The 22,319-nt window shown below is 58.5% G+C and carries 18 protein-coding genes; 11 read left to right on the forward strand and 7 right to left on the reverse strand.

What is annotated here, in order from left to right; all coding sequences use genetic code 11:
• Positions 1 to 6: 6 nt before the first annotated feature.
• Positions 7 to 2,019: an alpha/beta hydrolase domain-containing protein gene (locus HNQ65_RS16400; RefSeq protein WP_184340862.1), complete on the forward strand. Its 2,013-nt coding sequence runs from the start codon at positions 7 to 9 to the stop codon at positions 2,017 to 2,019.
• A 25-nt stretch (positions 2,020 to 2,044) separates the two neighbouring features.
• Here the strand turns inward: HNQ65_RS16400 and HNQ65_RS16405 are convergent, their stop codons facing one another.
• The gene (locus tag HNQ65_RS16405; RefSeq protein WP_184340864.1) at positions 2,045 to 3,616 is read right to left on the reverse strand and encodes a hypothetical protein; all 1,572 of its coding nucleotides are present in this window, start codon (positions 3,614 to 3,616) and stop codon (positions 2,045 to 2,047) included.
• A gap of 96 nt (positions 3,617 to 3,712) precedes the next feature.
• Between HNQ65_RS16405 and HNQ65_RS16410 the strand changes: the two genes are divergently transcribed.
• The 8 genes from HNQ65_RS16410 (at position 3,713) to HNQ65_RS16440 (ending at position 14,127) form a co-directional block, all read left to right on the forward strand.
• Positions 3,713 to 5,116 (forward strand): Gfo/Idh/MocA family protein, encoded by a 1,404-nt coding sequence (locus HNQ65_RS16410; RefSeq protein ID WP_184340866.1) that lies wholly within the window; start codon positions 3,713 to 3,715, stop codon positions 5,114 to 5,116.
• Positions 5,117 to 5,119: 3 nt separating this feature from the next.
• A complete protein-coding gene (locus HNQ65_RS16415; RefSeq protein WP_184340868.1) occupies positions 5,120 to 6,055 on the forward strand; it encodes a GNAT family N-acetyltransferase in 936 nt (311 codons plus the stop codon).
• A gap of 542 nt (positions 6,056 to 6,597) precedes the next feature.
• Positions 6,598 to 7,998, forward strand: coding sequence for a tyrosine-type recombinase/integrase (locus HNQ65_RS16420; RefSeq protein WP_184340870.1), 1,401 nt, complete (start codon positions 6,598 to 6,600; stop codon positions 7,996 to 7,998).
• A gap of 30 nt (positions 7,999 to 8,028) precedes the next feature.
• Entirely contained in the window at positions 8,029 to 8,808 is a 780-nt protein-coding gene (locus tag HNQ65_RS16425; RefSeq protein WP_184340872.1) for a hypothetical protein, read from the forward strand.
• A 48-nt stretch (positions 8,809 to 8,856) separates the two neighbouring features.
• Positions 8,857 to 9,042, forward strand: coding sequence for a helix-turn-helix domain-containing protein (locus HNQ65_RS27110; protein ID WP_408004804.1), 186 nt, complete (start codon positions 8,857 to 8,859; stop codon positions 9,040 to 9,042).
• Between the two features lie 52 nt (positions 9,043 to 9,094).
• Positions 9,095 to 10,951, forward strand: coding sequence for a MarR family transcriptional regulator (locus HNQ65_RS16430; protein WP_184340874.1), 1,857 nt, complete (start codon positions 9,095 to 9,097; stop codon positions 10,949 to 10,951).
• A gap of 157 nt (positions 10,952 to 11,108) precedes the next feature.
• Complete coding sequence (locus HNQ65_RS16435) at positions 11,109 to 12,668, forward strand: hypothetical protein (protein ID WP_184340876.1); 1,560 nt, start codon at positions 11,109 to 11,111, stop codon at positions 12,666 to 12,668.
• A gap of 16 nt (positions 12,669 to 12,684) precedes the next feature.
• Positions 12,685 to 14,127: a hypothetical protein gene (locus tag HNQ65_RS16440; protein WP_184340878.1), complete on the forward strand. Its 1,443-nt coding sequence runs from the start codon at positions 12,685 to 12,687 to the stop codon at positions 14,125 to 14,127.
• Positions 14,128 to 14,401: 274 nt separating this feature from the next.
• Here the strand turns inward: HNQ65_RS16440 and HNQ65_RS16445 are convergent, their stop codons facing one another.
• Both HNQ65_RS16445 and HNQ65_RS16450 read right to left on the reverse strand, forming a co-directional pair.
• A complete protein-coding gene (locus HNQ65_RS16445; protein WP_184340880.1) occupies positions 14,402 to 14,800 on the reverse strand; it encodes a hypothetical protein in 399 nt (132 codons plus the stop codon).
• A 65-nt stretch (positions 14,801 to 14,865) separates the two neighbouring features.
• Positions 14,866 to 15,699, reverse strand: coding sequence for a hypothetical protein (locus HNQ65_RS16450; RefSeq protein ID WP_184340882.1), 834 nt, complete (start codon positions 15,697 to 15,699; stop codon positions 14,866 to 14,868).
• A 230-nt stretch (positions 15,700 to 15,929) separates the two neighbouring features.
• On the opposite strand from HNQ65_RS16450, the gene HNQ65_RS16455 reads away from it, so the two are divergent.
• Together HNQ65_RS16455 and HNQ65_RS16460 are read left to right on the forward strand one after the other, a co-directional pair.
• Positions 15,930 to 16,190: a helix-turn-helix domain-containing protein gene (locus tag HNQ65_RS16455; protein WP_184340884.1), complete on the forward strand. Its 261-nt coding sequence runs from the start codon at positions 15,930 to 15,932 to the stop codon at positions 16,188 to 16,190.
• Positions 16,191 to 16,475: 285 nt separating this feature from the next.
• Complete coding sequence (locus HNQ65_RS16460) at positions 16,476 to 17,006, forward strand: RrF2 family transcriptional regulator (RefSeq protein WP_184340886.1); 531 nt, start codon at positions 16,476 to 16,478, stop codon at positions 17,004 to 17,006.
• 239 nt (positions 17,007 to 17,245) lie between these two features.
• Here the strand turns inward: HNQ65_RS16460 and HNQ65_RS16465 are convergent, their stop codons facing one another.
• The 4 genes from HNQ65_RS16465 to HNQ65_RS16480 form a co-directional block, all read right to left on the reverse strand.
• Positions 17,246 to 17,917: a hypothetical protein gene (locus HNQ65_RS16465; protein ID WP_184340888.1), complete on the reverse strand. Its 672-nt coding sequence runs from the start codon at positions 17,915 to 17,917 to the stop codon at positions 17,246 to 17,248.
• Between the two features lie 105 nt (positions 17,918 to 18,022).
• Positions 18,023 to 19,390: a hypothetical protein gene (locus HNQ65_RS16470; RefSeq protein WP_184340890.1), complete on the reverse strand. Its 1,368-nt coding sequence runs from the start codon at positions 19,388 to 19,390 to the stop codon at positions 18,023 to 18,025.
• Between the two features lie 40 nt (positions 19,391 to 19,430).
• Positions 19,431 to 20,258: a hypothetical protein gene (locus HNQ65_RS16475; RefSeq protein WP_184340892.1), complete on the reverse strand. Its 828-nt coding sequence runs from the start codon at positions 20,256 to 20,258 to the stop codon at positions 19,431 to 19,433.
• A gap of 324 nt (positions 20,259 to 20,582) precedes the next feature.
• Entirely contained in the window at positions 20,583 to 22,316 is a 1,734-nt protein-coding gene (locus HNQ65_RS16480; RefSeq protein ID WP_184340894.1) for a tetratricopeptide repeat protein, read from the reverse strand.
• Positions 22,317 to 22,319: the final 3 nt, after the last annotated feature.

Below are 22,319 nucleotides of genomic sequence, written 5' to 3' on the forward strand. Positions count from 1 at the left end.
CTACTGATGAGCCTCATTGTCTCCCGAATCATCATCGCCGTTTTCTTCATCGGCCTGGCTCATGCGGAAGTCAGCCGCATCGAGATCACCGGACACTCGCCGTTTGCTGCGGGCAAGGTCTTTGGAGCCGTAGGCGCCTACGAGCGTCTTGAAGGGCGGATGTATTTTGAAACGGACCCACGCAATGTGGCCAATGAGCGCATCAGCGACCTTCAGCGGGCACCGCGCAACGCCAGTGGCCGTGTGGAGAGCTGGGCGGACTTCTTTCTGCTGAAACCGATCGACGCAACGAAGGGCAACGGCGTGCTTCTGTATGACGTGAACAATCGCGGCAACATGCTCGCCCTTTGGACCTTCAACGATGGCGAGCGCACGAACGATCCGAAGTCCGAGTCGCATGCGGGCCATGGCTTCCTCATGAAGCACGGCTTTTCCGTGCTGTGGTGCGGCTGGAACGGCGAGGTGCAGGCCGATGACACACGGCGTCTGCTCTGCGGACTGCCGGTGGCCACCGAGTGCGGTCGGACGATCACTGGGCGGGCGCATCTGGAGATCAGCACCACGGAAAAAGTTTTCAGCAGGGCCTTTTCATGGAGTCCCTGGGGCATCGGCGCGGCTTTTCCTTCCGTGAGCCTCGACAATGCGGACGCGACGCTCACGATGCGCCCGCAGCGCGATGCTGAAGGCATCGAGATTCCTCACAGCGAGTGGGCGTTTGGACGCATGGAGGATGGGAAATTCATCCCGGATGCCACGCATGTTTATGTGAAAGCCGGTCTGCGCCCCGGCTGGCTGTACGATCTCGTGTACACGGCGAAAGAGCCTCGCGTGACCGGGCTCGGTCTCACGGCCCTGCGAGACTGCGCGGCGTTTTTCCGTCACGGCGCGGCGAAGGAAAATCCGCTGGCAGGCGCGGTGCAAAAAGCCTGCGTGTTCGGCATCTCCCAGTCGGGCCGCGTCATTCATCACTTCCTGCATGAGGGGCTGAACACCGACGAGCAGGGCCGCGCGGTCTTCGACGGCGCATTGATCCATGTCGCGGGCTCCGGTAAGGGCATGTTCAACCATCGTTTCCGCATGAGCACGGAGTTCGGCACGCAGCACGAAGGGCATCTTTCCGGCAGCGAATTCTTCCCGCTGGCCCCGCTGCCGCAGACGGATCCCATCACGGGCGCATCAGGAGACTCGCTGGCCCGTTCCCGAAAGTCCGGCCACACACCGCGTCTGCTTTTCACACAAAGCTCCACCGAGTACTGGAGCCGCGCCGCCTCGCTGCTGCACACCGATGTGGAAGGGAAAAGCGATCTCACGCTGCCCGACGATGTGCGCGTGTACCTCGTGGCCGGGGCGCAGCATCTCGGCAAGAGCGACGGCACCACCGGCATCTGCCAGCAGCCGCGCAACACGCTCGATGATCGTGGCCCCGTCCTGCGGGCCATGCTGCTGCACCTCGTCGATTGGGTGAAGCATGGCAAAACACCGCCGCCAAGCCGATATCCGCGCATGGAAGATCACACGCTGGTGAGCTTTGATGCATGGAAGGCGCAGTTCCCCAAGATCCCGGGCTGCCAACTGCCCACGCAGGCCTACCAGCCACCGAGGCTTGATTTCGGACCGCGTTTTCACAGCGAAGGCATCGCCGACATCATCCCGCCCAAAGTCGGAAAGCCGTTTCGCACGCTGCTGCCCGCCGTGAATGCCGATGGCAATGAAACAAGTGGCATCGTCCTCCCAGAAGTCGCCGTGCCTCGTGGCACCTACACTGGCTGGAACCTCCGCTCGCCGCAGGCAGGTGCTGAAACGATGCTCTCGTCGCTTGACGGCATGTTCCTCCCTTTCGCCAAAACCAAAGCCGAACGCGAAAAGACCGGCGACCCGCGTCTCTCACTGGAAGAACGCTACCCGACACGAGAAGCCTACCTTGCCCGTCTCAAGAAAGCGGCGGAGAAGCTCCAGGAAGAGGGCTTTTTGCTGGAGGAGGACGTGGCGAGGATCATCGAGCGGGCTTCAGCGCAGTAGCCGTCTCGTTGCTTCCAGAAAGAACTTACACCCGGCGCAGCGGCTGGGAAAAGATCATGTCCACAATCGGTATTGGCGTGCGCAGGGCCGGAGCGGTGCTGGCAAAGGCGGGGCCGAGCAGGGCCTTCTGGTCATGCAGCAGCGAGATGTCATGCACGCTCATGCCACGCAGCATGTCTGCGGTGAGCGGCTGGCCGCGCTGATGGGTCTCCGGATAAGCGAAGGCTTCCACCCGCACAAATGCCGCTTCGAGCCGGCCGCTGCTATCTCGTTTCAGCGGAAACTCCGCCTGTGCGCCATCCACGATGCTGGCGATGCCTTGATCCGTGATGAAGCGGATCTGCAGCTTGGGGCGTTTGGCGTCGTTGCCAGCCACGGTGACGTGGAGGGTGTCGTTTTGCACGACGATGTGGCTGAAGCGAAAGCCGCTGCGATCATACGGCGCCACCACTTCTCCCGCTTCGCTCGCTGCGAGCGAGGCCACGGAGCCAAAGAACGTTCCCTGGCGATACGCACGCAGCGCGGCAGATTCGCGACTGTCAGCAGGCATGGCAGCGAGCTTTGGCACGAGCAGCACATTCCGGCCACGGCCGTAAGTGTTGTGGTCTTTGACAAAGAAGCCCCAGCAGCGCCGCCCGGTGCGCAGGATCTCATCCCAAAGCTGGTAGAAGTGCAGAGTGGGCGCGCCGCTGTCGTCATAGAAGCCACGGCTGGAACCAAAGCCGGAGGTCAGCTGATTCCACACCTCAATGCCCAGCACCCGGGGGTCAAAGTCCAGCATCGGCAGATAGTCCGCCAGCTTTCCGGTGGGATGATTCAGCGTCATGCCTCCGCCATCGGAGTATTGCAGATTGTCGAAGGCTTCACGGAAGACATCCCGCCACGGGCGGTTCGTGCCCTGCATGAGACGGTACTGCGTCACTGACACGGCAGCGGCATCAAACTCGAGCTTGGCGTCGATGCTGTCCCTCGTGGCACGCAGATAGATCGTGTGGCTGCCGGACGGGAGTTTGCGCTCATGCACCGATCCCTTGTCCGCGAAGCCATTGCGAAAATCACACTCATGCGCGCCATCGAGGCTGAGCGTGGCCATGGCTTTGGCATCTTTGGCGGCGAGCCGCACGTCCAGCCGGTAAACGCCTATCCAGGGCTTTGAGGCATCGAACACATTCAGTTTTTCAAAGCGGTGAGAAACAGGCGACGAGGCACATTTTGCAGCGCTCACCGAACTGCCGTAACCCGTGGCGAGCAGGCTCCCCAGCGCATTGGCATGCAGGCCGGTGTCCGTGTAGGAGTGATGCTCCGCATTGGGCGCGGCGATGAGTTGAGGATGCTTCGCTGCATATTCCGCTGGCAGCGGATAGGTCGGCGCGGAGGGGTAGTAGTTGCTGAAGGCAAAATGGCCGTAGCCCATGCCGAGGAAGCCATCGCGCGAGGCATCGTTCTGCCCCTGGTGCTGATGCGACATCGAGTGCAGGCACTCCCAGGAGTCCCAATCCACCGCCGCATACGGATTTTCCAGCTCACGACCCGCTCCCACGCTCCACGAGGTGGCGGGCATGGCGGCGAGAGTGGCGAGGAGCTTGCGGCGGTTCATCCATGCAAGTCGGCGGCGGCACTACAAACCTTTCATCTGTCATCGGCGGCAACACGTCAGAAGAATGTCGCGCAGGACGGCGTATTGCATCACCGCATGAATCCTGCTCCGAGCACCTCCCGCCGACATTTCCTCAAGACCACCGCCGCTGCAGTGACAGCATTCAACATCGTTCCCCGGCATGTTCTGGGCGGGCCGCGGTTTGTGCCGCCGAGCGAAAAGGTGAACGTGGCCATCATCGGGACCGGTGGGCAGGGTCGCACTAATGTACGGAATCTCCTGCCGCTTGAGGATTGCCAGATCATCGCCGTGGCAGATCCGGCAGAGTCGTTCAGTCTTGAAAATTTTTACTTCAAAGGCATGGGCGGCCGCCTGCCGGTGAAGGCGGAGATCGAGAAGCACTACGCCACCAAGACACCGAACTTCCGCTGCGCAGACTACATCGACTTCCGCGAGATGCTTGAGAAGGAGAAAAGCATCGACGCCGTGCTCATTGCCACGCCAGACCATCTGCACGCCTACTGCTCGGTCATCGCCATGCGGGCCGGAAAGCACGTCTATTGCGAGAAGCCGCTCACGCACAACATCTGGGAGGCACGCCACGTGGCGAAGGTGGCAGCAGAGACCGGCGTGGCCACCCAGCTCGGCAGCCAGGGGCATTCGTCTCTCGGCACACGCGAGACGATCGAGTACATCCAGGACGGCGCCATCGGCGCGGTGAAGGAGATCCATGTGTGGGTGGGCGCAAAGCGCTGGAATCCCACCCTCGCCGGAAAGCCCACCGACACACCACCAGTGCCTGCGGGCCTGAACTGGGACCTGTGGCTGGGCCCGCGCCAGGAGCGGCCGTTTCATCCGGCCTACTTCCCCGTGGCGTGGCGTGATTTCTGGGACTTTGGTTGCACAGGCATCGGCGACTTCGCCTGCCACGACATGAACACTGCCGTGCGCGCTTTTGATCTGCCGGTGCCCTCACGTATCGAGGCGCACGCAGCAGGTTTGATGACGAGCGACATCGCTGGGCATGGCGCGCTCATTTATTACACCTTCCCCGCAGCGGGCTCGCGGCCGGAGATCCGCATGACCTGGTATGATGGCGGCATGATGCCGCCCACGCCCGAGGCGCTGGGAGGTTTCCCACTGCCAAAACGCGGCTGCCTTTTCATCGGCGAGAAAGGTGTGATCCAGTGCGATGGCGGCGGCGGACCTCCACGTCTCTTCCCCGAAAAGCGACGCATGGAATACCAGAAGCCCGCGCCACGGCTGAAACGCTCCAATGGCCATCATCGCGACTGGATCGATGCATGCAAAGGCGGCGAGCCCGCGACGAGTCCCTTTGCCTATGCTGCCCACCTCACGGAGATCGCGTTGCTGGGCGTGCTCTCGCTCCGTGCGCAAAAGCCCATCGAGTGGGACGCCGCAGCGATGAAGGCCAAAGGCCTGCCTGCCGCAGACGCCTTCACCAAAGAACAATACCGCAAAGGCTGGGAGATTGTCTAAGCCATGAGCGAGCACATTGCCTTCACGGCCCTCACCGCATCCGACCGCGAACCCATCGCCCGCCTTCTGCACCGGGCGCTGGTGCACTGGTATGAAAGTCGCCTCGGCCAGGGCTCTCGCTTTGGCGGAAGCCATGAGCCCTTCACCCTCTTTCCGGACGTCTATGAGGCGCTCGACCCCGGCGAATGCGTCACTGCCCGCACAGCCAGCGGCGAGATCGTCGGCGTGTGCTTCTCGCATGAGCGTGAAACGCATGTCTCTGTGGGCATCGTCGCCACCGCGCCAGATGCTGGGGGGCGTGGGATCGCGAAGAGGATGATGTCGCTCGTCCTGGACAAGGCGAAACGCCTTGGCAAGCCCGCACGGCTTGTTTCGAGCCTGCTGAACCTCGACTCCTTCTCGCTCTACACGCGGCTCGGATTCGTCCCCGGGGCCATGTATCAAGATTTGCTCATCACCGTTCCCGAAACCGGCCTGGCCGCCGCCGCGCCTGCGGGCATCGCACATGTGCGTGAAGCTGTTTTGGCCGATGCGCCGCGAATCTCCGACTTCGAGTACTCTCAGCAGGGCATTCGTCGCGAAAAGGACTTCACATTTTTCATTCGCAACGAAGTCGGTGCCTGGCGTGTGCTCGTTTCCGAGGCCGCAGATGGCAGCGTGAACGGCTTCCTCGCCATGAGTGTGCACCCATCGTTCACCATGATCGGTCCTGGTGTCGCCAGCGATGAGACAACCGCCATCGTCTTGCTCTGGCGCGCTCTCGACAGCCTGCGTGGTCAGACGCTCGTCTTCCTCGCGCCCTGCGCAGCGTCCTCCCTCGTGCGCACTGCTTACTCCTGGGGTGCTCGGAATGTGGAGCTGCATGTCGCGCAATCAACTGCTCCTGTCGCTGGTGCGAAAGGCATCGTCTTTCCAACCTTCATGCCGGAGACGGCTTGAGGTCCTGGCTGCGTATCGAAAGAAATCTCATCTGAGTGGCTGAGATGCTCAGGAACTTCGTATAAATCAGAGATGAGTTGAGCAGATCGTTGACTCGTCGCGTCATGGGACGGCCTTCATGATCCGGCGCAAAGATCTAGCCTCGATTGATGAGGGGCGAATAGTGGGTTCGTCGTGGCAGGTATGGGGACTGGAAACGCCGGGGATAAAGACGACCGCTACAAATATGATAACGTCAAAGCAGGGTGAGTTTGCAGTTCACCTCGTGGGGCAGGCCGTAAATTGAGATGTCAAAAAGGGAAACTAGCCATGAAAACGCCTCTTTGTGCTGCTCCGCCAAAAGTGGCCGGGTAAATATTTCCCCGCCCCTGAAAATTGTCATTTCTCCTTCGTAAGTGCCGGAGACAGGACTCGAACCTGCACTTGTTTCCAAACCAGATCCTAAGTCTCGTTGTTGCGGGTTTCGCCAAGTTTGCTAATGTTCGCTTATGGTCGGCGCAGTTCATTATGAATCAATGACTCCAGAGTCATCTGGTGAGGTCATGAGCGAACGCGCGCGTTCAAACATGGACCAGAAAAGTGGCCAAGAAGTGGCCAAGGTTGTTCCGAGAGAAAAGAAGACGAAGACGCTGCCGAAGACTGATTCGCGATACTGGCTGGCTCGCTTGTTTCGAAACAGCTATCAAAACGGAGGCGAAACAGCTCTTACGCGGGATTGGTGCGCGCGCATTTCCCGCGCAGGCAGACGCGAAACGTTCAACCTCGGTTCACCGAACCGGGATGCGGCAGCACGCACCGCCCAGAAGATCTACACATCTCTTCTCACCCAGGGATGGGAAAAGACCCTTGCGGAATTCAAACCGAAGGCAGCGAAACCGACGCACATCGCCACCGTTGGAGAATTTTTGGCTGAAGTGAAGGCAACCGCAGGTTTTCGCGCATCCACATTCACAGTCTATTCTCAGAGCTTGCGACAAATAACCGCAGAGATCTGCGACATCGGGGACCAACCGGCTCTCGATGAAAACGGCCAACCCAAGCGCGACCGCAAAAAACGGATCGTTTATCTTTCGCGCCGCGACCATCAAACAGGGGGACGCCAGGCCTGGGTGGCGAAAGTGGAGGCGCAAACACTGGATGTTTTAACAGCTGCTGCAGTGCAACGCTGGAAACTTGCATACATCGAAAAAGCAGGCACGGCGCCTGACGCAGTTCGAAGAGCCACCAACACGGCCGGATCTATCCTCAGAAGCGCCAGAGCGTTGTTCTCAGAGCGCGCGCTCAAATACGTGCTGGAAACGCTTACCCTGCCCACTCCACTCCCGTTTGCCGGGCTCAAAATACCCAAAATGGGGGGCACTCGTTACGTCTCCCGGATCAACACCCACTCACTGATCAAGACGGCCCGTCTCGAACTGAGCGGCGAGCCATTCAAGATTTTTTGCCTTGGTTTGCTTTGCGGTCTGCGAAAGCGCGAGATCGACACGCTCCTGTGGCGACAGGTTGATTTTCACAGCGGTCAGATTTGCATCGAGGCCACTGAGCTTTTTCAACCCAAGAGCGAGGAATCTTTCGGAGCTATAGATCTGGATGCCGAGCTTCTGGGGCTCATGCGAGCCTGGAAGGCGAAGGACAAAGGCGAATTTGTCATAGCACCGGATCTCAAGCCGCAGAAACATGTTTCTCGATCCAATTACCGCTGCACCCGGCACTTCAAAACGTTGTACGCTTGGCTGAAGGGGCATGGTGTCAGCGACACCAAAAAGCTGCACACATTGCGAAAAGAACTGGGAGCAGTCCTTGCATCGGAGCAGGGCATTTTCGCTGCTCAGAGCGTCCTCAGACACGCGCAAATCAGCACAACAGCATCCTATTATACGGATAAAAAGAAACGCATCACCGCTGGCCTTGGATTGATGCTCGTTGATCCTGACAAAGCATGAGCCTCCACACTTTTCTAGACACTGCTTACAATGCAACCTGTCAATACAGCGCCCCAAAATGTTCCCGGTCTCTTTATCTTTGACCTTGGGTTCAACGGCCAATACGAAGCCCGGCTGCATCCCGACCTTCAAAGCAAATATGACAAGCTCTCTTTGAAAGCAGGAGTGGAAGTTCAAATGCTCTCGTGGGCCTTATCGTTGGTCCCAAAAATTTCGTCTTCAAATCTGGACTTGTTAATACCTCAAAATTTGTACAGGATTTTTCAACTGCCGGATCAAGAGTCACAGGAGGAATTTGGGAATTCAATCGAACCAACCGCAAGGATCGAATTGGTGAATACCATGGCAGAATGCTGTAGAATCGTGATGCAGCTGCAATTCACATGCGGAAAGGAGTTGAATGAGCTATCCGCCGTTAAGTCCCTCCTTGAAAAGGAAGAATCCAAAGAAAAGCTAAAGAAACGGTTCGGCTCAGCACTAAAACTTTTTCAGTTGGAAAAAATCAATCACGGCAATGCGGACACCGTTAAGGTTACGCATAAAAACGGATTTTCCTCACATGTCACCATACCTAGAAGAGCCATCGAAGTTGCGTTGGAATTGGCAAATCAACACTTGAGAGCCCCGTCAAGGTTGGAAGTGCAAACCAGCATGGAAAGCCAACATGATGAGCTGAAATTCAACACCTTTAACTGGTCGGTGATTTTTAAAAAGGCTGGACTGACCGCCTTAGCCAAGCAGGCTCCATGGAGGGGCAACTCAAAAGCTGTCAAGATAATTGTCCCTACCAAAAAAGATAAAAGTGCATAATGAATAGCAATTCGCCTGCGAGCGAATTGGAGGAACTTTGAGGGTCTTGTGAAAACACCTGACCTCCCCTCTCCTTGGCTTACCGCCCGCTGCCTAGCTCAACGGTGGCAGATCACGACCAAAACCCTCCGCATCTGGAGGAAAAGTGGAAAACTTCACGCGTACCATTTTGGGCGCGGGGTCAGGTTTGCTCTGGCCGAAATTGAACAGATCGAAAGAGAGTCGCGAGCGTAAAAACGCCCGTTTTGGGTTCCCCATACCGGCCACAATTTTCCCTGCGATCCCCATGTCTGTCGTCCGCTTCAACCCTCCCCTGGTCAACAACAACCCCCGCGCGCCACGCGAGAAAAAGCGCCAAGCCAAGCCGGAAGAACCGGTGGGATCGCGCGAGCTGGTGGCACCTCGGCTGCAGGACTTCCCCTCGATGAACAGCCCGCTCTATAACCAAGGGCTGGAGAAGATTCGCAAAGCACTGGGAACCAACGCTTTCGTGGTGATGAGCGAGCTCGGCAACAACCTGCCCGGGTTCCAGCTGACACAGGCCCGCGTCGCCGAGCGCACCCAGCTCAGCCGGTACGCATGCGACAAAGCCATCCAGTCCCTTGTCAATGCCGGCTACATCGAGCGGGTGGAGTGCCGCAAGGCGGGCCGGCGCTTCGGGAATGTCCTGCACTCCTGCCTGGCCGGGAACATCCAGAAACTGAACGGGTACGTGACCCACTACTCGGTCGAGGCCAACACCAAGGAAGCAGCCATGCGTGAAGTGCGCCGGAAGGAGATCCGCGCCTCCCACAACCCCAGCAACCCAGACCGGCCTGGAAAGGGCGGGAAACGCAAGCGCCGGGCAGTCGGTGACGAGACCGTGCAGGTAGCTGACACTTTCCAAGAACCGGAAACCCTGGGGCCCCCAGAAATTGGCACCCCAGGAGCTGATCCCTCGTACCCTTATAATGGTAATGTAACAGAGGAAGAGGAGAAGGAAATCCTCCTACCTCCTTTTCCGGGGGAAAAGGAGGTGCCCAATCTTGTTTCTCCAGAAGGTTCGGCGGTTGGGACTTCGTCGGTTGAACCCGGCGCCTCCGGCGCTCCAGACGCCTCCGGCGCGGAAGAGGGCGCTTGGGACGAAGAGTTCGACAAGCTCATTTTCGACATCTGCCCGGTTGTGCACCCCGAGCTCCGCTCCAGCCTGAACAACGCGATGGTGCGGGCGCTGGTCGCGCCCGAGTATGGTGAAGGTGCGCATGTCGGCTACGATCTGTTTGCGCCCATGGCCCCGGCGGCGTTTGAAACGCCGATTGCGGACGAGTGTCTGCACGGGCTGCCGCTGGGCCTGGAAGAAATCCCTCGCACCGAGCTCAACGGCGACGGTGCGAAGCTGTGGCTGATGTCGCACAAGATCGGCATTGTGATCATGCAGTGCTTCAAGGATTTCGATGACGTGACCAACCTGGAGGCGCTCCAGATCGTGAAGAAGCTTCGCAGCGGCAAAATGAACCGCGCCTTCGTTTTCAAAACGTGGGCCGAAGTCGTCTCCGGTGCGCGCAAGCCGTTCACGGCTGCGCAGGATTTCCTGCAGGCTTGGTACGATCGAGTCCTGCCAGATCCGTGTGCCGATTACGATCTCCGCAATTTGATCGAGTATCTGGAGCACAACAGCGGCAGCTTGCTGCTGGAGGAAGCGAAGGCGGAGTGCGATGCCGAGGAAACTTGGGCTGAATTGCTCGAAGAAGGCCGGGAGGTTTACGAGTTCGTGAAAGAGATGTCGCCTTACAACCTGTCGATGCGTGGCAGGATTGAGTGTTACGTGGAGAATCAGAAATGCGACAAAATGCCGAAAAGTCGCAGGACCGTCCTGCGGGCTACGATGGCGATGTGGGTGCACGCCAAGACGCAGGGTGACGAAGTCATGCTGGCGGACCTGCGCTGTGATTGCTCACTCGCGTGGACGAGGCAGTGCATGCTGGTGACATCAACCGGGCGGCGTGTGGTGCGCGGCATTCAGAAGCTGCACAAGGCTGGTGAGGTAAATTTCTGCCTCGCCACGGAGGCGGGCTGGCACAGCTTCTCGGAATACGACGTTCTGGCCAAGTTCCATGTTGTCGCCGCCGACGAGGCGCTGCGACTGTTGAACCGCAATTTTTGATCCCTATGGCACACGTCCCACATTACCAGAAAGACATGGCAGAGATGAACCAGCGGCCGGCTGCTAACGGTGCGTTTTCTGAGAATTGTCCTAATGAAAATTAACTGAAGCAAAGCGGCAAACGCAAAAAGCGATGCGCATTTAAGCACTAATTACCATGGAACAACAAACGCCCGTTCAATCCGACCCACCCGCGAAAGCAGAGTCAAAAAATGTCGATCAAAGATCGGTCAAAGATCCTGATGAATTTTTTGGATCGCATATTGAAAGCATTGCGGCCTATCACCGAATTAATCCCGGAGATGTCGCCCTTAGCATCGCGAGCGTAGTGGCGAATATCTCTGGCCCGTACGCTGGATTTGTTGATCCGTTCGGACGGAAATATCATCCACATTTGAACCTCGTGCGGATTGATGGCGATTCTCCGAATGCCAATGACCTCGAAGCAGCATTGTTCGAACCGTTGCAAAAGCGCCTTCGATGGCTGCGACATGCGGCCACTTGTCAGTCAAAACTTCTCTCGGACAGAAACACGTTTGGCGATCACTCCGTGGATCAATACCAGCCGCTTCAAAATTCACTCCATCCATGGATTAAAGACAATGATCACCGCCTGGCGCAGGAGCAGCAGGAAATGTTGAGCTTGAATTATCTTCCAAGGCAAGAGTTCAATGAAATGGCTTTGGTGAAGAGCCATTATCTGGGAAGCAGAAGAGTTCCAGTTCGTGCTTCACCCGGCATCTCCTATTTGCCCACCCTTATGGCCGAGGGAGTTTTCGTTGATCAAATTGGCGGGGCTTTGAATGAAGCACTGCATCGCCAATTGTTCGTTTTTAATCCCAGCGGTGGCATTTTTAATCTAGCTTCCAAGAAAGCTGTCAGCGATGAAAATACAGCTGCTAATCTTTGCTCCTTTTTGCAAGGAAGAGATCTGTCATTTGCACCACACCACCGTGATCAAGGGCGCGGCACCTTGGAGTTTGCAAGGATCCAAATGGTCGCCAAATCCACACTCCTACGCATAGGCGGCGTTCTTCAAAACCCAGGTTCCAATTGGAACGAAGTCATCAAGACCTGCCTGCTTTGGGAAGGGGCTCCATGGAAGTCGCCAACGATTCCCGGGAATGCCCTCATGGCTGCGTGGCAGCGCTATGAGCAAGTGATTCAGGAGCTCATTGAGCTACGCTGTTTTAATCCGAATCATGCGCAAAAGCGGCTCTCTCTTCCCCAGGACTGCAACCAGTCCTATATTAAGCTCCGCATGGAATATTCCAAGGCGCTCCAAGCTGTGAAGGGCGTTGATGGGAACTTCACCGCACAGTTTTTTGATCTCCCTGAACGCCTTCTATGGGTGTTCATGCAGTTTCACCAAGAGCACGAGCCATTTTGGTGCGTTCAAACCGCGTTCTATTCGGCGGTTTACGCTATTCGAAAGCAACAGCAATTGCTTCACAAAGCACGCACGACTCTAGCCAAAGAAAATGCGACCAAGTCAATGGCAGCAGTGACTGCCATCTTGCGGGACAAGGGCCCCTGCAATGTGCGGCAGATGCAGCGCTCCACCAAAAGCCGGGCAGCGTCGTTTTTCAAAACCGGGATAAGCATCCTGGAAAAAGAAGGCCGAGTAAAAAAGCATGCCGACAACCGGTATGAACTCCTGCAAGCCGAAACTGACAGTGGAAGCGTCAGGGAACCACAATATGCCGCCCACAATTAAAACCAACTGATAAACCATGAACTACGACACCTCGATCAGACCGTTTGAATTTGGCAAAGGTGAAACTTTTGATGATGTTCGTCAATGTTTGCCACCTCGCCTTTTTGCGCTTGCCGAAAAATCTCAGGACCTGCTTGGCATTGACGCCCGGACTGCGGCAATGGGTGGATTAGCTCATCTGGCCGCAGCAATGGGACGTGGTGTCTTCCTTGATGATGGAACCACGCGAATCCCCCCATGTTTTAGTCTGGCCGTGATTTCTGACAGCACTTCACCGGGTGAATGGCTGGCAACCCTTGGAAGAGGATGGCTTGAGGAAGCAAAAGGCATTTCCAATTTTTGGACATCTGATCAAGCCAAGCTCGTTCTGCAGAGGCATTTGCGGGACGCAGCCGCTCAGGATACCAACACTCGATCAAGCGATCCCCAGATTGACCAGCTTGTGAATTCCATTCCAGTCGATGCATTGAAGATGGTTCACACACAATATTTAACAACCAGGACTGATCCAACAGCGGCAGGCCTTGCCATCGTCCAAAACAGCGGTCGAACAACGACCATGATTAATGGGGCCAGAGACCCACTGATTGAGTGGGGACAATTGAAACCCATCTTGCAACGGCAATTTAACGAGATGCTCATTCTTGGCTGGTTGTGCAAACCCATGCCTGTCACACCCCAAAGAACAGAAATTCCAGCATCGCTCACCTGCCTTTGGCAAACCCGTACGCAGTCCTTGCAGCAAACGTGGTTTTCTAATCGCAGCATCTGCGCTCACGATCCGCCACCCGTGCTACTATTTAAATTCACAGGTTCTCCCAAACGCCTGCCTGATGTCAATGCCCCTGAATTCGCGGATTGGGCACAGCTCCTAAAAATCGCATTCCAGTGCCGACGAGTGATCAATGGGGCTTCGGACATCGCTTTGGAGCAAAGCGTGAAAGTGATTGCCGAATTGTTTTATAAACAGTTCGATTCCGCGACCGCCACTCTGCCGAAGGAAATGCAGCCATGGCTCCAGTGGATTCCTGATCTCGCTCTACGTATGTATCACCTGCAGCTAATCGCACACTCTCTTGAGCAAACAATCGTTGCCACCGCAATGGGAAAAGGCCAAAAACAACCAACTGAATTTACCATTCAGCAGAAGCAACAGGCCATGATGAGCGCTGTGCGTCTTACGCGCTGGGCTGCAAACGAACACTTTCAAGTGCTCCTCGGATTCATGGGAAAGTCAGAGGTGGCAAGACTTTCGACAGGTTCCGACAATACCGACACACAGCGGCTTGAGGAAGGCATTTTGCAGAAGCTCAAAGATAATGGCCCTCAATCACCCCGGGAATTGCAACGCAGTTTCCATGAATTGCGCGCCCAGGCCCGTGATGAGGCTCTCCTCAGGCTCAAAAGCAAGGGGGCGGTGACCAAAGACTCCAAAGGAAGGTTTGAAGTGGCGGCTTAAACGAGGTCAGGCGCTGAATGTCAGCGTGTCAGCGCATGGTAAAACGCCTATTACGCGATGCTGGCTTGGAAGGCGGTGACAAGTCCGACCTCGCGGCTCCGGCCTGCAGAGTTGCCCAATCTGCATGACGCAATAATGACAGCTCCATTGGGAAGACCTCCTCTCCTCCTCCTGCCCAGAAGGGGGGCAGAAAATGCGAGTCCACCCGAATTTAAATGCGTCCTGCTTATGCAACCATAGCCAGCCGTAGAGGTGCTGTTGAAGCATGCACTGCTTATCTCGATTGATAGCTGGGAACGATGGGCTTGGTTGAATTGGCGCTTCTCTGTGCGTCCAGCCAGGTTTTCTTCCAAATGAAAATTGCCATAGCCAGCCAGATGAATGGTTTGCTGCGTTTCCACAACACGAGTGCATAGACGATGCCGCAAAATATGGCGGTCCAAAAGATGACTGGCAGCCAGGATGTGACTGCTACAGTTTCGTATTTTGGAAAAAGGATTCCTGGCTCAACCAGCCTTTGTTCCTGGCTTACAAAGACGAAATTTGAAAGCACCAACACCGAGAGAATGAGGGCCGCGCATGCAGCTGCCAAAGCACATCCGGCATTTGGATGTCTAACAGGCTGTGGAACTGGCGGATAGCCGCCTTGGGTTTGTGCATTTTGATCGCTCATGATTAGCCAGCTTTTGTGGGGGAATGGCGAGGTATTTTTTTGCCTCGCCATTAAACCTGTTGTTGTTATTTCCCGCCCAGAAGGCCTTTGATGGCCGCTTCTCCCAAAAATGAGCCCACCCCAAGAAGGGCATTATTTACGTCCTTGTTGGTCGTCCCTGTGCTTTCGACAATCTCAGCGGATGTGACGGCATTAAGTTTGACATTGTAGGCAAAGCGCAATTTTGTCGTTCCTGTGGGCCTGAGAATCCCCTGCCAGTATAAAACACAATTGAGGCGAAATTTGTTAATGTCTTCATAGCACCTGCTCTGTGTGTCGGCAATCCAGTCCACATCAAGGCTCTCAACCCAAATGCTGATCCCTGCTCCTGCAGGATGAATCGATTTAAACAGGTCCTGAGCACCTGGAATGTCTGTTCCGTCCGCCTGTTTGACAGGATCGTTCAAGCTGGTTTCAAGAACCATTTTGAGCAGGCTGAGGGTGACGTTCGCATTGCAAGGCGCGCCGGCTTTTCGGCTGCCCTCCGGCGCTACACTCCATTCCCCATTTTGTTGCGGCATCCCTCCCTGTGCGTCGATATAATATTCCCCGGACAGTTTCCCATCCTGAACGTCCCCCTGCCACTTGATGATCAGCCCTGTGTAATCTGTGGTATTAAACCGGAATTTCATTCCACTGCGTGTGCCGGCGATTTTTCCTCCGCCTCTCAGCCAGCCGCTCACTGACACGAAGCCACCGAGCTTGCCACCTTCCTCACTGAACACGATCTTTAAATGACCATCAGCGTTTCCTGTCACGTTGTGACACGTCCCCGAGAGAGCCGCCATATCGATAGTGTCGGCGTGTGAAGTGCACAGCCAAAAGCTAAAGATCAAAATCAGGAATGTGGGCGATTTCATAACGGTCGTGTTTCGGTGATTGTGAGCTTTTGAAGCTATTCGCTGCTGCGTATTGGTCGAACGAAGGCACCGGTCGCTGATATCGTTCTGGTCTCCGATGCGACCTGGCTGGTTTGGATCGTGTCACTTCACTGAGCATTCAATTCAGCACTCTACACACGTCAAGCCATTTTGCTCCGATATCGGAGCAATCAAAGGGCCACCACTCCCTACTATTTGCGGCCAGAAACATGGCGCAGCAGAACATCATTGGCTCAGCAGTTCGGCGCATTCGCGTCGAAAAAGAACTGACGCAGGATGCTTTTGCAGCTCGCTGCCAGCTTGCCGGCTGGGACTTGTCCCGTGAAACCCTGTCCAAGATCGAGGCCTGCATTCGTCGGGTGAACGATGCTGAAGTCATGATGCTTGCCAAAATTCTCGGCTGCAAAATCACTGACCTTTTCCCAGCAACCACCAAGGCGGTTCTGCCAGTGCTTCGTCACAGCAAGTGAAGCGTGGTTGACCGGAGTGTGAATGACGCTTCCTTCCGTTCATGTGCGGTCGCCTGAGCTCGTTCGCCACGCTTCAAAGCCTGGCTCTAGGGGCAAGGAACTGGGTGTTCAGCGGCGAAAAAATAGGCCCCACGAAGACCGGCGGTCCGAGGTTCCTGTCGTGAACAATATCTGTCCCACCGATTATGCCGACAGCTGTTTCTCGTGAAGCGGCGTTGTTCTTTTTACTCTCATATTCCTACTTGCCCTGTGGGGCTTGGGGCTGCATACTCATGGGCACAAACCATGCGACTGACCAAACGAGGTGAATATGCGCTGCGCACCCTGATCCGGCTGGGCATTGCCGAGCGCCAGCAGGAGGGGGTCATTTCTGTTTCCACCCTGGCGGAGCAGGAGCATCTGCCGTTCAAGTTTTTGGAGGCCATTCTCTTTGAGCTGCGCACCGCCGGCTATGTGGAAAGCCTGCGTGGCAAGTACGGTGGCACCCGGCTGGCCAAGCCGATGAAAGCCATCAAGATGGGCGAGGTGGTGCGCCTGATCGACGGCAAGCTGGCACCCATCGGCTGCGCCAGTGAGACGGAGTATGAAAAGTGCACCTGCCCGGACGAGACGCACTGCGGCCTGCGCATGCTCATGATCGATGTGCGCAATGCCATTGCCAACATTCTGGACCGTTACACCCTGGAAAACGTGGTGGAGGTGACGCTGAGAAAGCAGCAGGCTGCCAAAAAGACGGCCAAGAAGAAGACGGGACGCGAAAAGCATGCGGACCCTGCGGATGGCTTTCTGGCCACGCTGCTGGATTCGGTGGCTTAGACACACCACAATCTGCTGAAAACGGGGATCATCATCCGTGGTGGCCCGCACTCATGCGGCCTGTCAGCGCTCCGGCGGAGTGGAATCGTCCCGATCCCACACGTTTTAGCATCGCCCAGCGTGTTCGATTCGTCTGTAAACATGCTGCAGGTGTGGGGATCAAGATGATCCCCCTCCGTTGGCTTGTGCTTTTGCTCCCAGACCGGGAGCGCGGCGTGTTTTGGCTGCTATTGTGTCATTCACTTGTCCCACTGCGCCATGCGCTGGGCGGCAGCGTAGGCGGACCAGCCCCATTTGGAGCGGAAGAGCTGTTCCTCATAGGTGAGGCCCCGCTGCAGGCGGGTGTTGGTGTTTGTATCTGACACGGGGCCGGTGCCAGAGGTGGCTGTGTCGGTGGCGGCAGAGCTGGCCGTTGTCTGTGTGGTGGATGGTGCTGCGGAGGCTGGAGTCAGGGAGAGATCCAGGGCCAGGCCTCTGCCGGGTCCGGCGGGCTCATATCCCTGGACGGCCACCTGCTGATTTCCCGACCAGAAGTGATTCGATGGGAGGTGAGGATCGACGGGGATGGCCGGGGCCGCCTGTGCTGCCGAGGCAGGTGCTGAAGCCGGTGGCGGAGATGCCAGCGGGAGTCCGGAGGCCAATCCTGATGAGCGCACGGGCGGCTCTGGCGCAGCGGCGGGTGAGGCTGCTGTTGCCCAGGAGGCCGCCTGCAGGTCCGGTCGTGATTGTGCAGGCACCGCTGGCGCAGGCTGGGGCTTCACGGTTTCAGTCGAGGCGGTGACACGAGATCCCGCAGCGCCTCCAGCCCCCAGGCTCCAGCCGATGAGGCCGGTGGTCAGCACGAGGGCCAGGCCGGCTGCCCATCGGTGCAGCGGGAGGGCGGTGATTTTGGGGGGGAGTCCGATGCGCATGATGCCGGGAAAAAAGGGGGAGAGTGGGCCGGGCGCTCAGCAGACAAAAGCCGTTGTGGATGCGATACCCACAACGGCTGATGTTCCTGAACCAGGAGTTTGAGATTAGTAGAAGGTGGGGATGACCAGACCGCCGTCCGTGTAGCGAGCCACGCGGAAGGTGGAGTCGATCAGGATGCCGCCGCCGTTGGTGGCGTCCACATTCAGGATCTGATCACGCAGCGCATTGGCAAAGTCGCGCACGGTGCTGGCGGCGGAGCTGGGGTCAGCAGCGGAGCCGGGGCGGCGGATGATGCGGTTGTACACCCAGGCGGTGTAGGAGCCGTTTTTCACATTGGCGGCGGAGTAGGGGACGCCGTTGTACCTCAGCGCCACACCTTGATTGGCGGTGGGGATGCTGGCATTGACCACGCTGGCGTTGCCGTCAGAGGGGGTCAGGTAGCCGATGTAGAAGCCACCGAGGGCGTCCGTGTTGCCACCGGTTTGGGCAGCAGCCGTGGAGAGGGTGGTGGTGAGCGTGGGAGCCAGCGTGGCACCGGTGGGGTAGCCGCCATTGCCGATGTCTGTCACGGGCAGGTAGATGGAGTTGCTGGTGCCCACGGGCCAGAGCTGCTGGGAGCCCACCACGCCGCCGTAGGTCAGAGAGCCGGAGACGGTCTGTGGGGTGGAAAAGGTGGGCAGCCAGACGCTGACGGCGGTGGTGGTGCCCAGGCCGAGCTCGGTGTAGGCGCCAAAGCGCTGGCCGGCATCCGTGTTGCGGCCGATGGCGAATACGGTGTACTTTTCATGCGCACTGTCGCCGGTGAACTGGGACAGGCGGATGACGCCGGTGGTGTAGAGCAGCTGGCCCAGCTGGGTGGTGATGTTGGGCAGGTACGTTCCGTTGGCGTAGGTGGCGCCGAAGCTGTTGACCGGAGAGCCGGGGAAGCCGGGGCTGGCGTAGAAGATCAGCGGAGACACGCCCACCACTTCCTCGATGAGGGTGGCGTAGGAGGTGCCGAGGTAGGTGCCCTGGAAGGGAGAGGTGCTCTGGAAGTTCGTGGAAAAACCAAAGTCCGGCTTGGCGACTTCATAGTCGGTGCCCAGCACGGAGGTGTTCGCCGTCGGGTCCGCCACGGCACCGGTGCCGGTGCCATTGCTCACGACATAGCGTGCGTCCAGATTTCCGGCCACGGAGGCCACACCGGCCAGGGCACCTGCGAAGGAGACCTTGATGATGACCGGGTTGCCGTTCCAGGTGCCGTTATAGGCACCGTAGTTGGAAGAGAGGGCATTGGCCGTGGAGGCCGAGGTTGCGTTGCCTTTATTTCCCTGGAAAACCCAGCCGCTGGCCAGGAGTTTGGTGATGGCGGACTGCGTGGCAGCGCGGTCGCCATTGGAGCCGGTGATGCGGATGGTCGTCGTGACCGCAGAGGCGGGCGTGATCATGGCCATGCCGAGCAGGCCGAAGAGAATGGATTTGAAAGCTTTCATAAGGCTTGAAATGAGTTGGAATTAAAGATGGAGTGGGGGATCAGGCGCGGGCGGCTGGGCGGCGGCGGCGCAGGAGCATGGCTGCCATGCCCAGCATGCCAAAGAGCGCGCGGGAGGGCTCCGGCACGGCGGACGTTCCCGTGAAGGTCAGCACACCGCTGTTGCTGATGGTGAAGGTGCCCAGATTCGAGGGTGTCGAAGACGAGTTGAACTGGAAGAGATCCAGCGCCGTGCCTGCGGAACCGTTGGCAAAGTTTCCTTCCAGGCTGCTGGTCGTCCACTGGCTCAGGGTGCCGAAGGCTGTGCCGCCGTTGGTCACCTGATAGTTGTAGCTGGCGGAGTTCAGCGCATTGGTCTGGATGAAGGCCTTGGTGCTGTTGGCGGTGGCCGTGGCGGTGGCAAAGGTGGCCGTCACGGAGGCGATCTGGTTGCGGGTGCCGTTTCTGGCCGTGGTATTCAGCGCAGCCCAGGGAGAGGCAGGCGTGCCCACGGTGGTCTCCGCTTTGGAGGCCCAGATGCTGGCCGGACTGAGGCTGTCCTTGCCAAAGAGGCTCCAGGAGAGATCACTGCGGTTGTACCATTCCGTGGAGCTGCCCGCCCCGGTGCCAAAGGTGGCCACCAGATCCGCCCCGAGGTTTCCGAGCGAGTTCAGGGTGTTGACATTGATGGAGCCTGTGACTCCGGTGAACTGCGAGACGTTGCCAATGTCCACGAGGTAGGTCTGGGTGTTTCCCACGCCGGCTGTGGCGCGCACCGCCAGCACGATGTCTCCATCGCTGTAGGTGATGGCGGCTGATGCAGGAACCTGCAGCACCGCTACGGCTGCCAGCGCCAGGGCCGCCAGCCAAGTTTGCTTGTGTTTTTTCATAGGAATGATGAGTCTGGTTGCTGGAGCGCGGAGAGGCGTCGTCCGGTTTGGCTGCGGATGGAGCTGCGGCGCCGTCTCCAGTGAGGTTGCTAGGGCGGGACGCTCCAGGCAGGAGTGGTCCGGTGTTGATGGATTCTTGGTCTGGCAGGGCTCTTTCCCGGCTGGGAAAGCGGCCTGCCGCATCGGGCCTTCCGTGGTCCGGATCAGCCGCAGCCCCCTGGCGTCAACACCTCAGGAACTAAACTCATACTACGTGAGTGTGATTTAGGTAGCGTTTTAAGTCCACCTGTCCAGTATGATTTTGAAATATTTCCACCCTTCTTTTCAGAGGGCTTTCTGGAGGAATGCCTGCTCCTCCGCCATGAGCAGGCGCGGAGAGATTTTCTCCGCCAGCTGGAAGGCGCGCGCCTGGTCTCCCAGCACGGCCAGCAGCCCGGCGTAAACTGCGCGCTGGCCGGCCTCCAGCACGGCCGTGCCCTGCGCTGCGGCCAGCAGCTCGGCGGCCTGCCGCCTGTCTCCCAGGCGGTAGGCTTTCAGTGCGGAGAGAATGGCGGGCGCGCCGGGGCCGCCTGCCGTGGATGACACCGACTCGATCTCCTCCCCGCGCAGCAGGCGCAGGTAGTCCAGGCGCTGCGCATAGAGAGCGCTGGTGGGGCGCAGGGTGCTCTGCCGGCGTGCGGTGTCCAGCAGAAGGGTGGAGTCTCCCAGGTGCGTGGCCGCCTGCCAGCATTTCTCCAGCATCTCCAGTTCATGCCCGGCCTTGGGCTGTGCCAGAAGCTGGTAGCCCTCCAGGGCCAGCTCCCAGAGCTCCAGATCCTCCGCCACCTGGGCGGCGGCGCGCAGCGGTCCGTAGTTTCCGGTGGCGGCGGCCCGCTTGATGGCCGTCTTGAGCTGCACCTGGGCTTCGTTCATGTCTGGCTGCAGGCGGCTGGCTGCCAGCGCGCGCCACACGGCCAGCCCTTCCTCGCTCATGGGCAGGGTGTGCTGCCGCAGCACCTCGCTCATCTGCTGCCAGCGCCCGGCTTCTGCCAGGGACTGGATGGCGATGGGGAAGAGATCTTCGGACTTCAGCACGACCTCCCATGGGATCAGCCGCTCCAGCATTTCATGCTCGCGCTCGGCGGCCAGCCAGCGTGCCAGCACCAGCTTCACCTCCAGGCTGCTGCTCTGGTGCCGGGCCACGAGGTCCCCGATCTGGCTGCTGCGCTGCGCTGGCTCCAGCCGGAGCTGCGCGGAAAGCACCGCCAGCTGGTCCGCCAGTCCGGCCTCACGGTGTGCCTGCACCTTGTGCGCCAGCTCCTGCACCTGCGGTGGTGTCAGCCCGGGCTGCGCCACCAGGAAACGCATGGCCGCCAGTCCCGCTTTGTCTGTGCGCTCAGCCAGGGTCCACAGCCGTTCCATGCCTGAGGCACGCTGCACCGAGTGCACGCTCTCCGCATCCAGCACTGCTGCCCTGACGGCGGCCAGCGGATCATCCGCCGTGCGTTCGGCGGCCAGATGCTGCAGCTTGAGAGCCTGATCGTCTCCGCCTTCCTGCTGAAGGATGGCGGCCTTCAGTTCCAGGGCCTCCGGCGTGGCCTGCAGGTCTGCGGGCAGTTTTTCCAGAAGGGTGCGCGCCCCGGCCACATCGCCACTGCGCAGGCTGGCGCGCCCGGCCACCCACAGGTCCGCCGGCTCTCTCTGCCCGGCCTCGTGCAGCCGCCGCAGCGCCTGCAGCTGAAAGGCGGGATCCAGCCCCGTCTTGTCCAGATACTCCACCATCACACGCAGCAGTGTCAGGTCATCCGGCTCAGCCTCCCGGGCCTGGCGGATGTTTTCAGCCGCCACGGTCCAGTCCTGCCTGGAGATGGCCTCCCGCGCTGTCTTCAGCAGGCTGGCGCTGCTGGCATGAGTGCGTGCGTCCCAGGCCTTCTTTCCAAAGACAAGCGCCGCCACCAAGAGCACCAGCAGCACGCCGAGAAATTTGACCGAGCTGCCAAAGCCGCCGGGCAGGGTCATCTCTGTAGGCTCCCGGCGGGTGACGGCAGGTGCGGAGGTTTTGTCAGTTTCGTCAGCCATGGC

The organism is Prosthecobacter vanneervenii, assembly GCF_014203095.1.
Lineage (GTDB): Bacteria > Verrucomicrobiota > Verrucomicrobiia > Verrucomicrobiales > Verrucomicrobiaceae > Prosthecobacter > Prosthecobacter vanneervenii.

Excerpts from the sequence above, each read along its gene's own strand:
- HNQ65_RS16400 (WP_184340862.1), top strand. The coding sequence starts at position 7 with ATGAGCCTCATTGTCTCCCGAATCATCATCGCCGTTTTCTTCATCGGC.
- HNQ65_RS16405 (WP_184340864.1), bottom strand. The coding sequence starts at position 3,616 with ATGAACCGCCGCAAGCTCCTCGCCACTCTCGCCGCCATGCCCGCCACC.
- HNQ65_RS16410 (WP_184340866.1), top strand. The coding sequence starts at position 3,713 with ATGAATCCTGCTCCGAGCACCTCCCGCCGACATTTCCTCAAGACCACC.
- HNQ65_RS16415 (WP_184340868.1), top strand. The coding sequence starts at position 5,120 with ATGAGCGAGCACATTGCCTTCACGGCCCTCACCGCATCCGACCGCGAA.
- HNQ65_RS16420 (WP_184340870.1), top strand. The coding sequence starts at position 6,598 with ATGAGCGAACGCGCGCGTTCAAACATGGACCAGAAAAGTGGCCAAGAA.
- HNQ65_RS16425 (WP_184340872.1), top strand. The coding sequence starts at position 8,029 with ATGCAACCTGTCAATACAGCGCCCCAAAATGTTCCCGGTCTCTTTATC.
- HNQ65_RS16430 (WP_184340874.1), top strand. The coding sequence starts at position 9,095 with ATGTCTGTCGTCCGCTTCAACCCTCCCCTGGTCAACAACAACCCCCGC.
- HNQ65_RS16435 (WP_184340876.1), top strand. The coding sequence starts at position 11,109 with ATGGAACAACAAACGCCCGTTCAATCCGACCCACCCGCGAAAGCAGAG.
- HNQ65_RS16440 (WP_184340878.1), top strand. The coding sequence starts at position 12,685 with ATGAACTACGACACCTCGATCAGACCGTTTGAATTTGGCAAAGGTGAA.
- HNQ65_RS16445 (WP_184340880.1), bottom strand. The coding sequence starts at position 14,800 with ATGAGCGATCAAAATGCACAAACCCAAGGCGGCTATCCGCCAGTTCCA.
- HNQ65_RS16450 (WP_184340882.1), bottom strand. The coding sequence starts at position 15,699 with ATGAAATCGCCCACATTCCTGATTTTGATCTTTAGCTTTTGGCTGTGC.
- HNQ65_RS16455 (WP_184340884.1), top strand. The coding sequence starts at position 15,930 with ATGGCGCAGCAGAACATCATTGGCTCAGCAGTTCGGCGCATTCGCGTC.
- HNQ65_RS16460 (WP_184340886.1), top strand. The coding sequence starts at position 16,476 with ATGCGACTGACCAAACGAGGTGAATATGCGCTGCGCACCCTGATCCGG.
- HNQ65_RS16465 (WP_184340888.1), bottom strand. The coding sequence starts at position 17,917 with ATGCGCATCGGACTCCCCCCCAAAATCACCGCCCTCCCGCTGCACCGA.
- HNQ65_RS16470 (WP_184340890.1), bottom strand. The coding sequence starts at position 19,390 with ATGAAAGCTTTCAAATCCATTCTCTTCGGCCTGCTCGGCATGGCCATG.
- HNQ65_RS16475 (WP_184340892.1), bottom strand. The coding sequence starts at position 20,258 with ATGAAAAAACACAAGCAAACTTGGCTGGCGGCCCTGGCGCTGGCAGCC.
- HNQ65_RS16480 (WP_184340894.1), bottom strand. The coding sequence starts at position 22,316 with ATGGCTGACGAAACTGACAAAACCTCCGCACCTGCCGTCACCCGCCGG.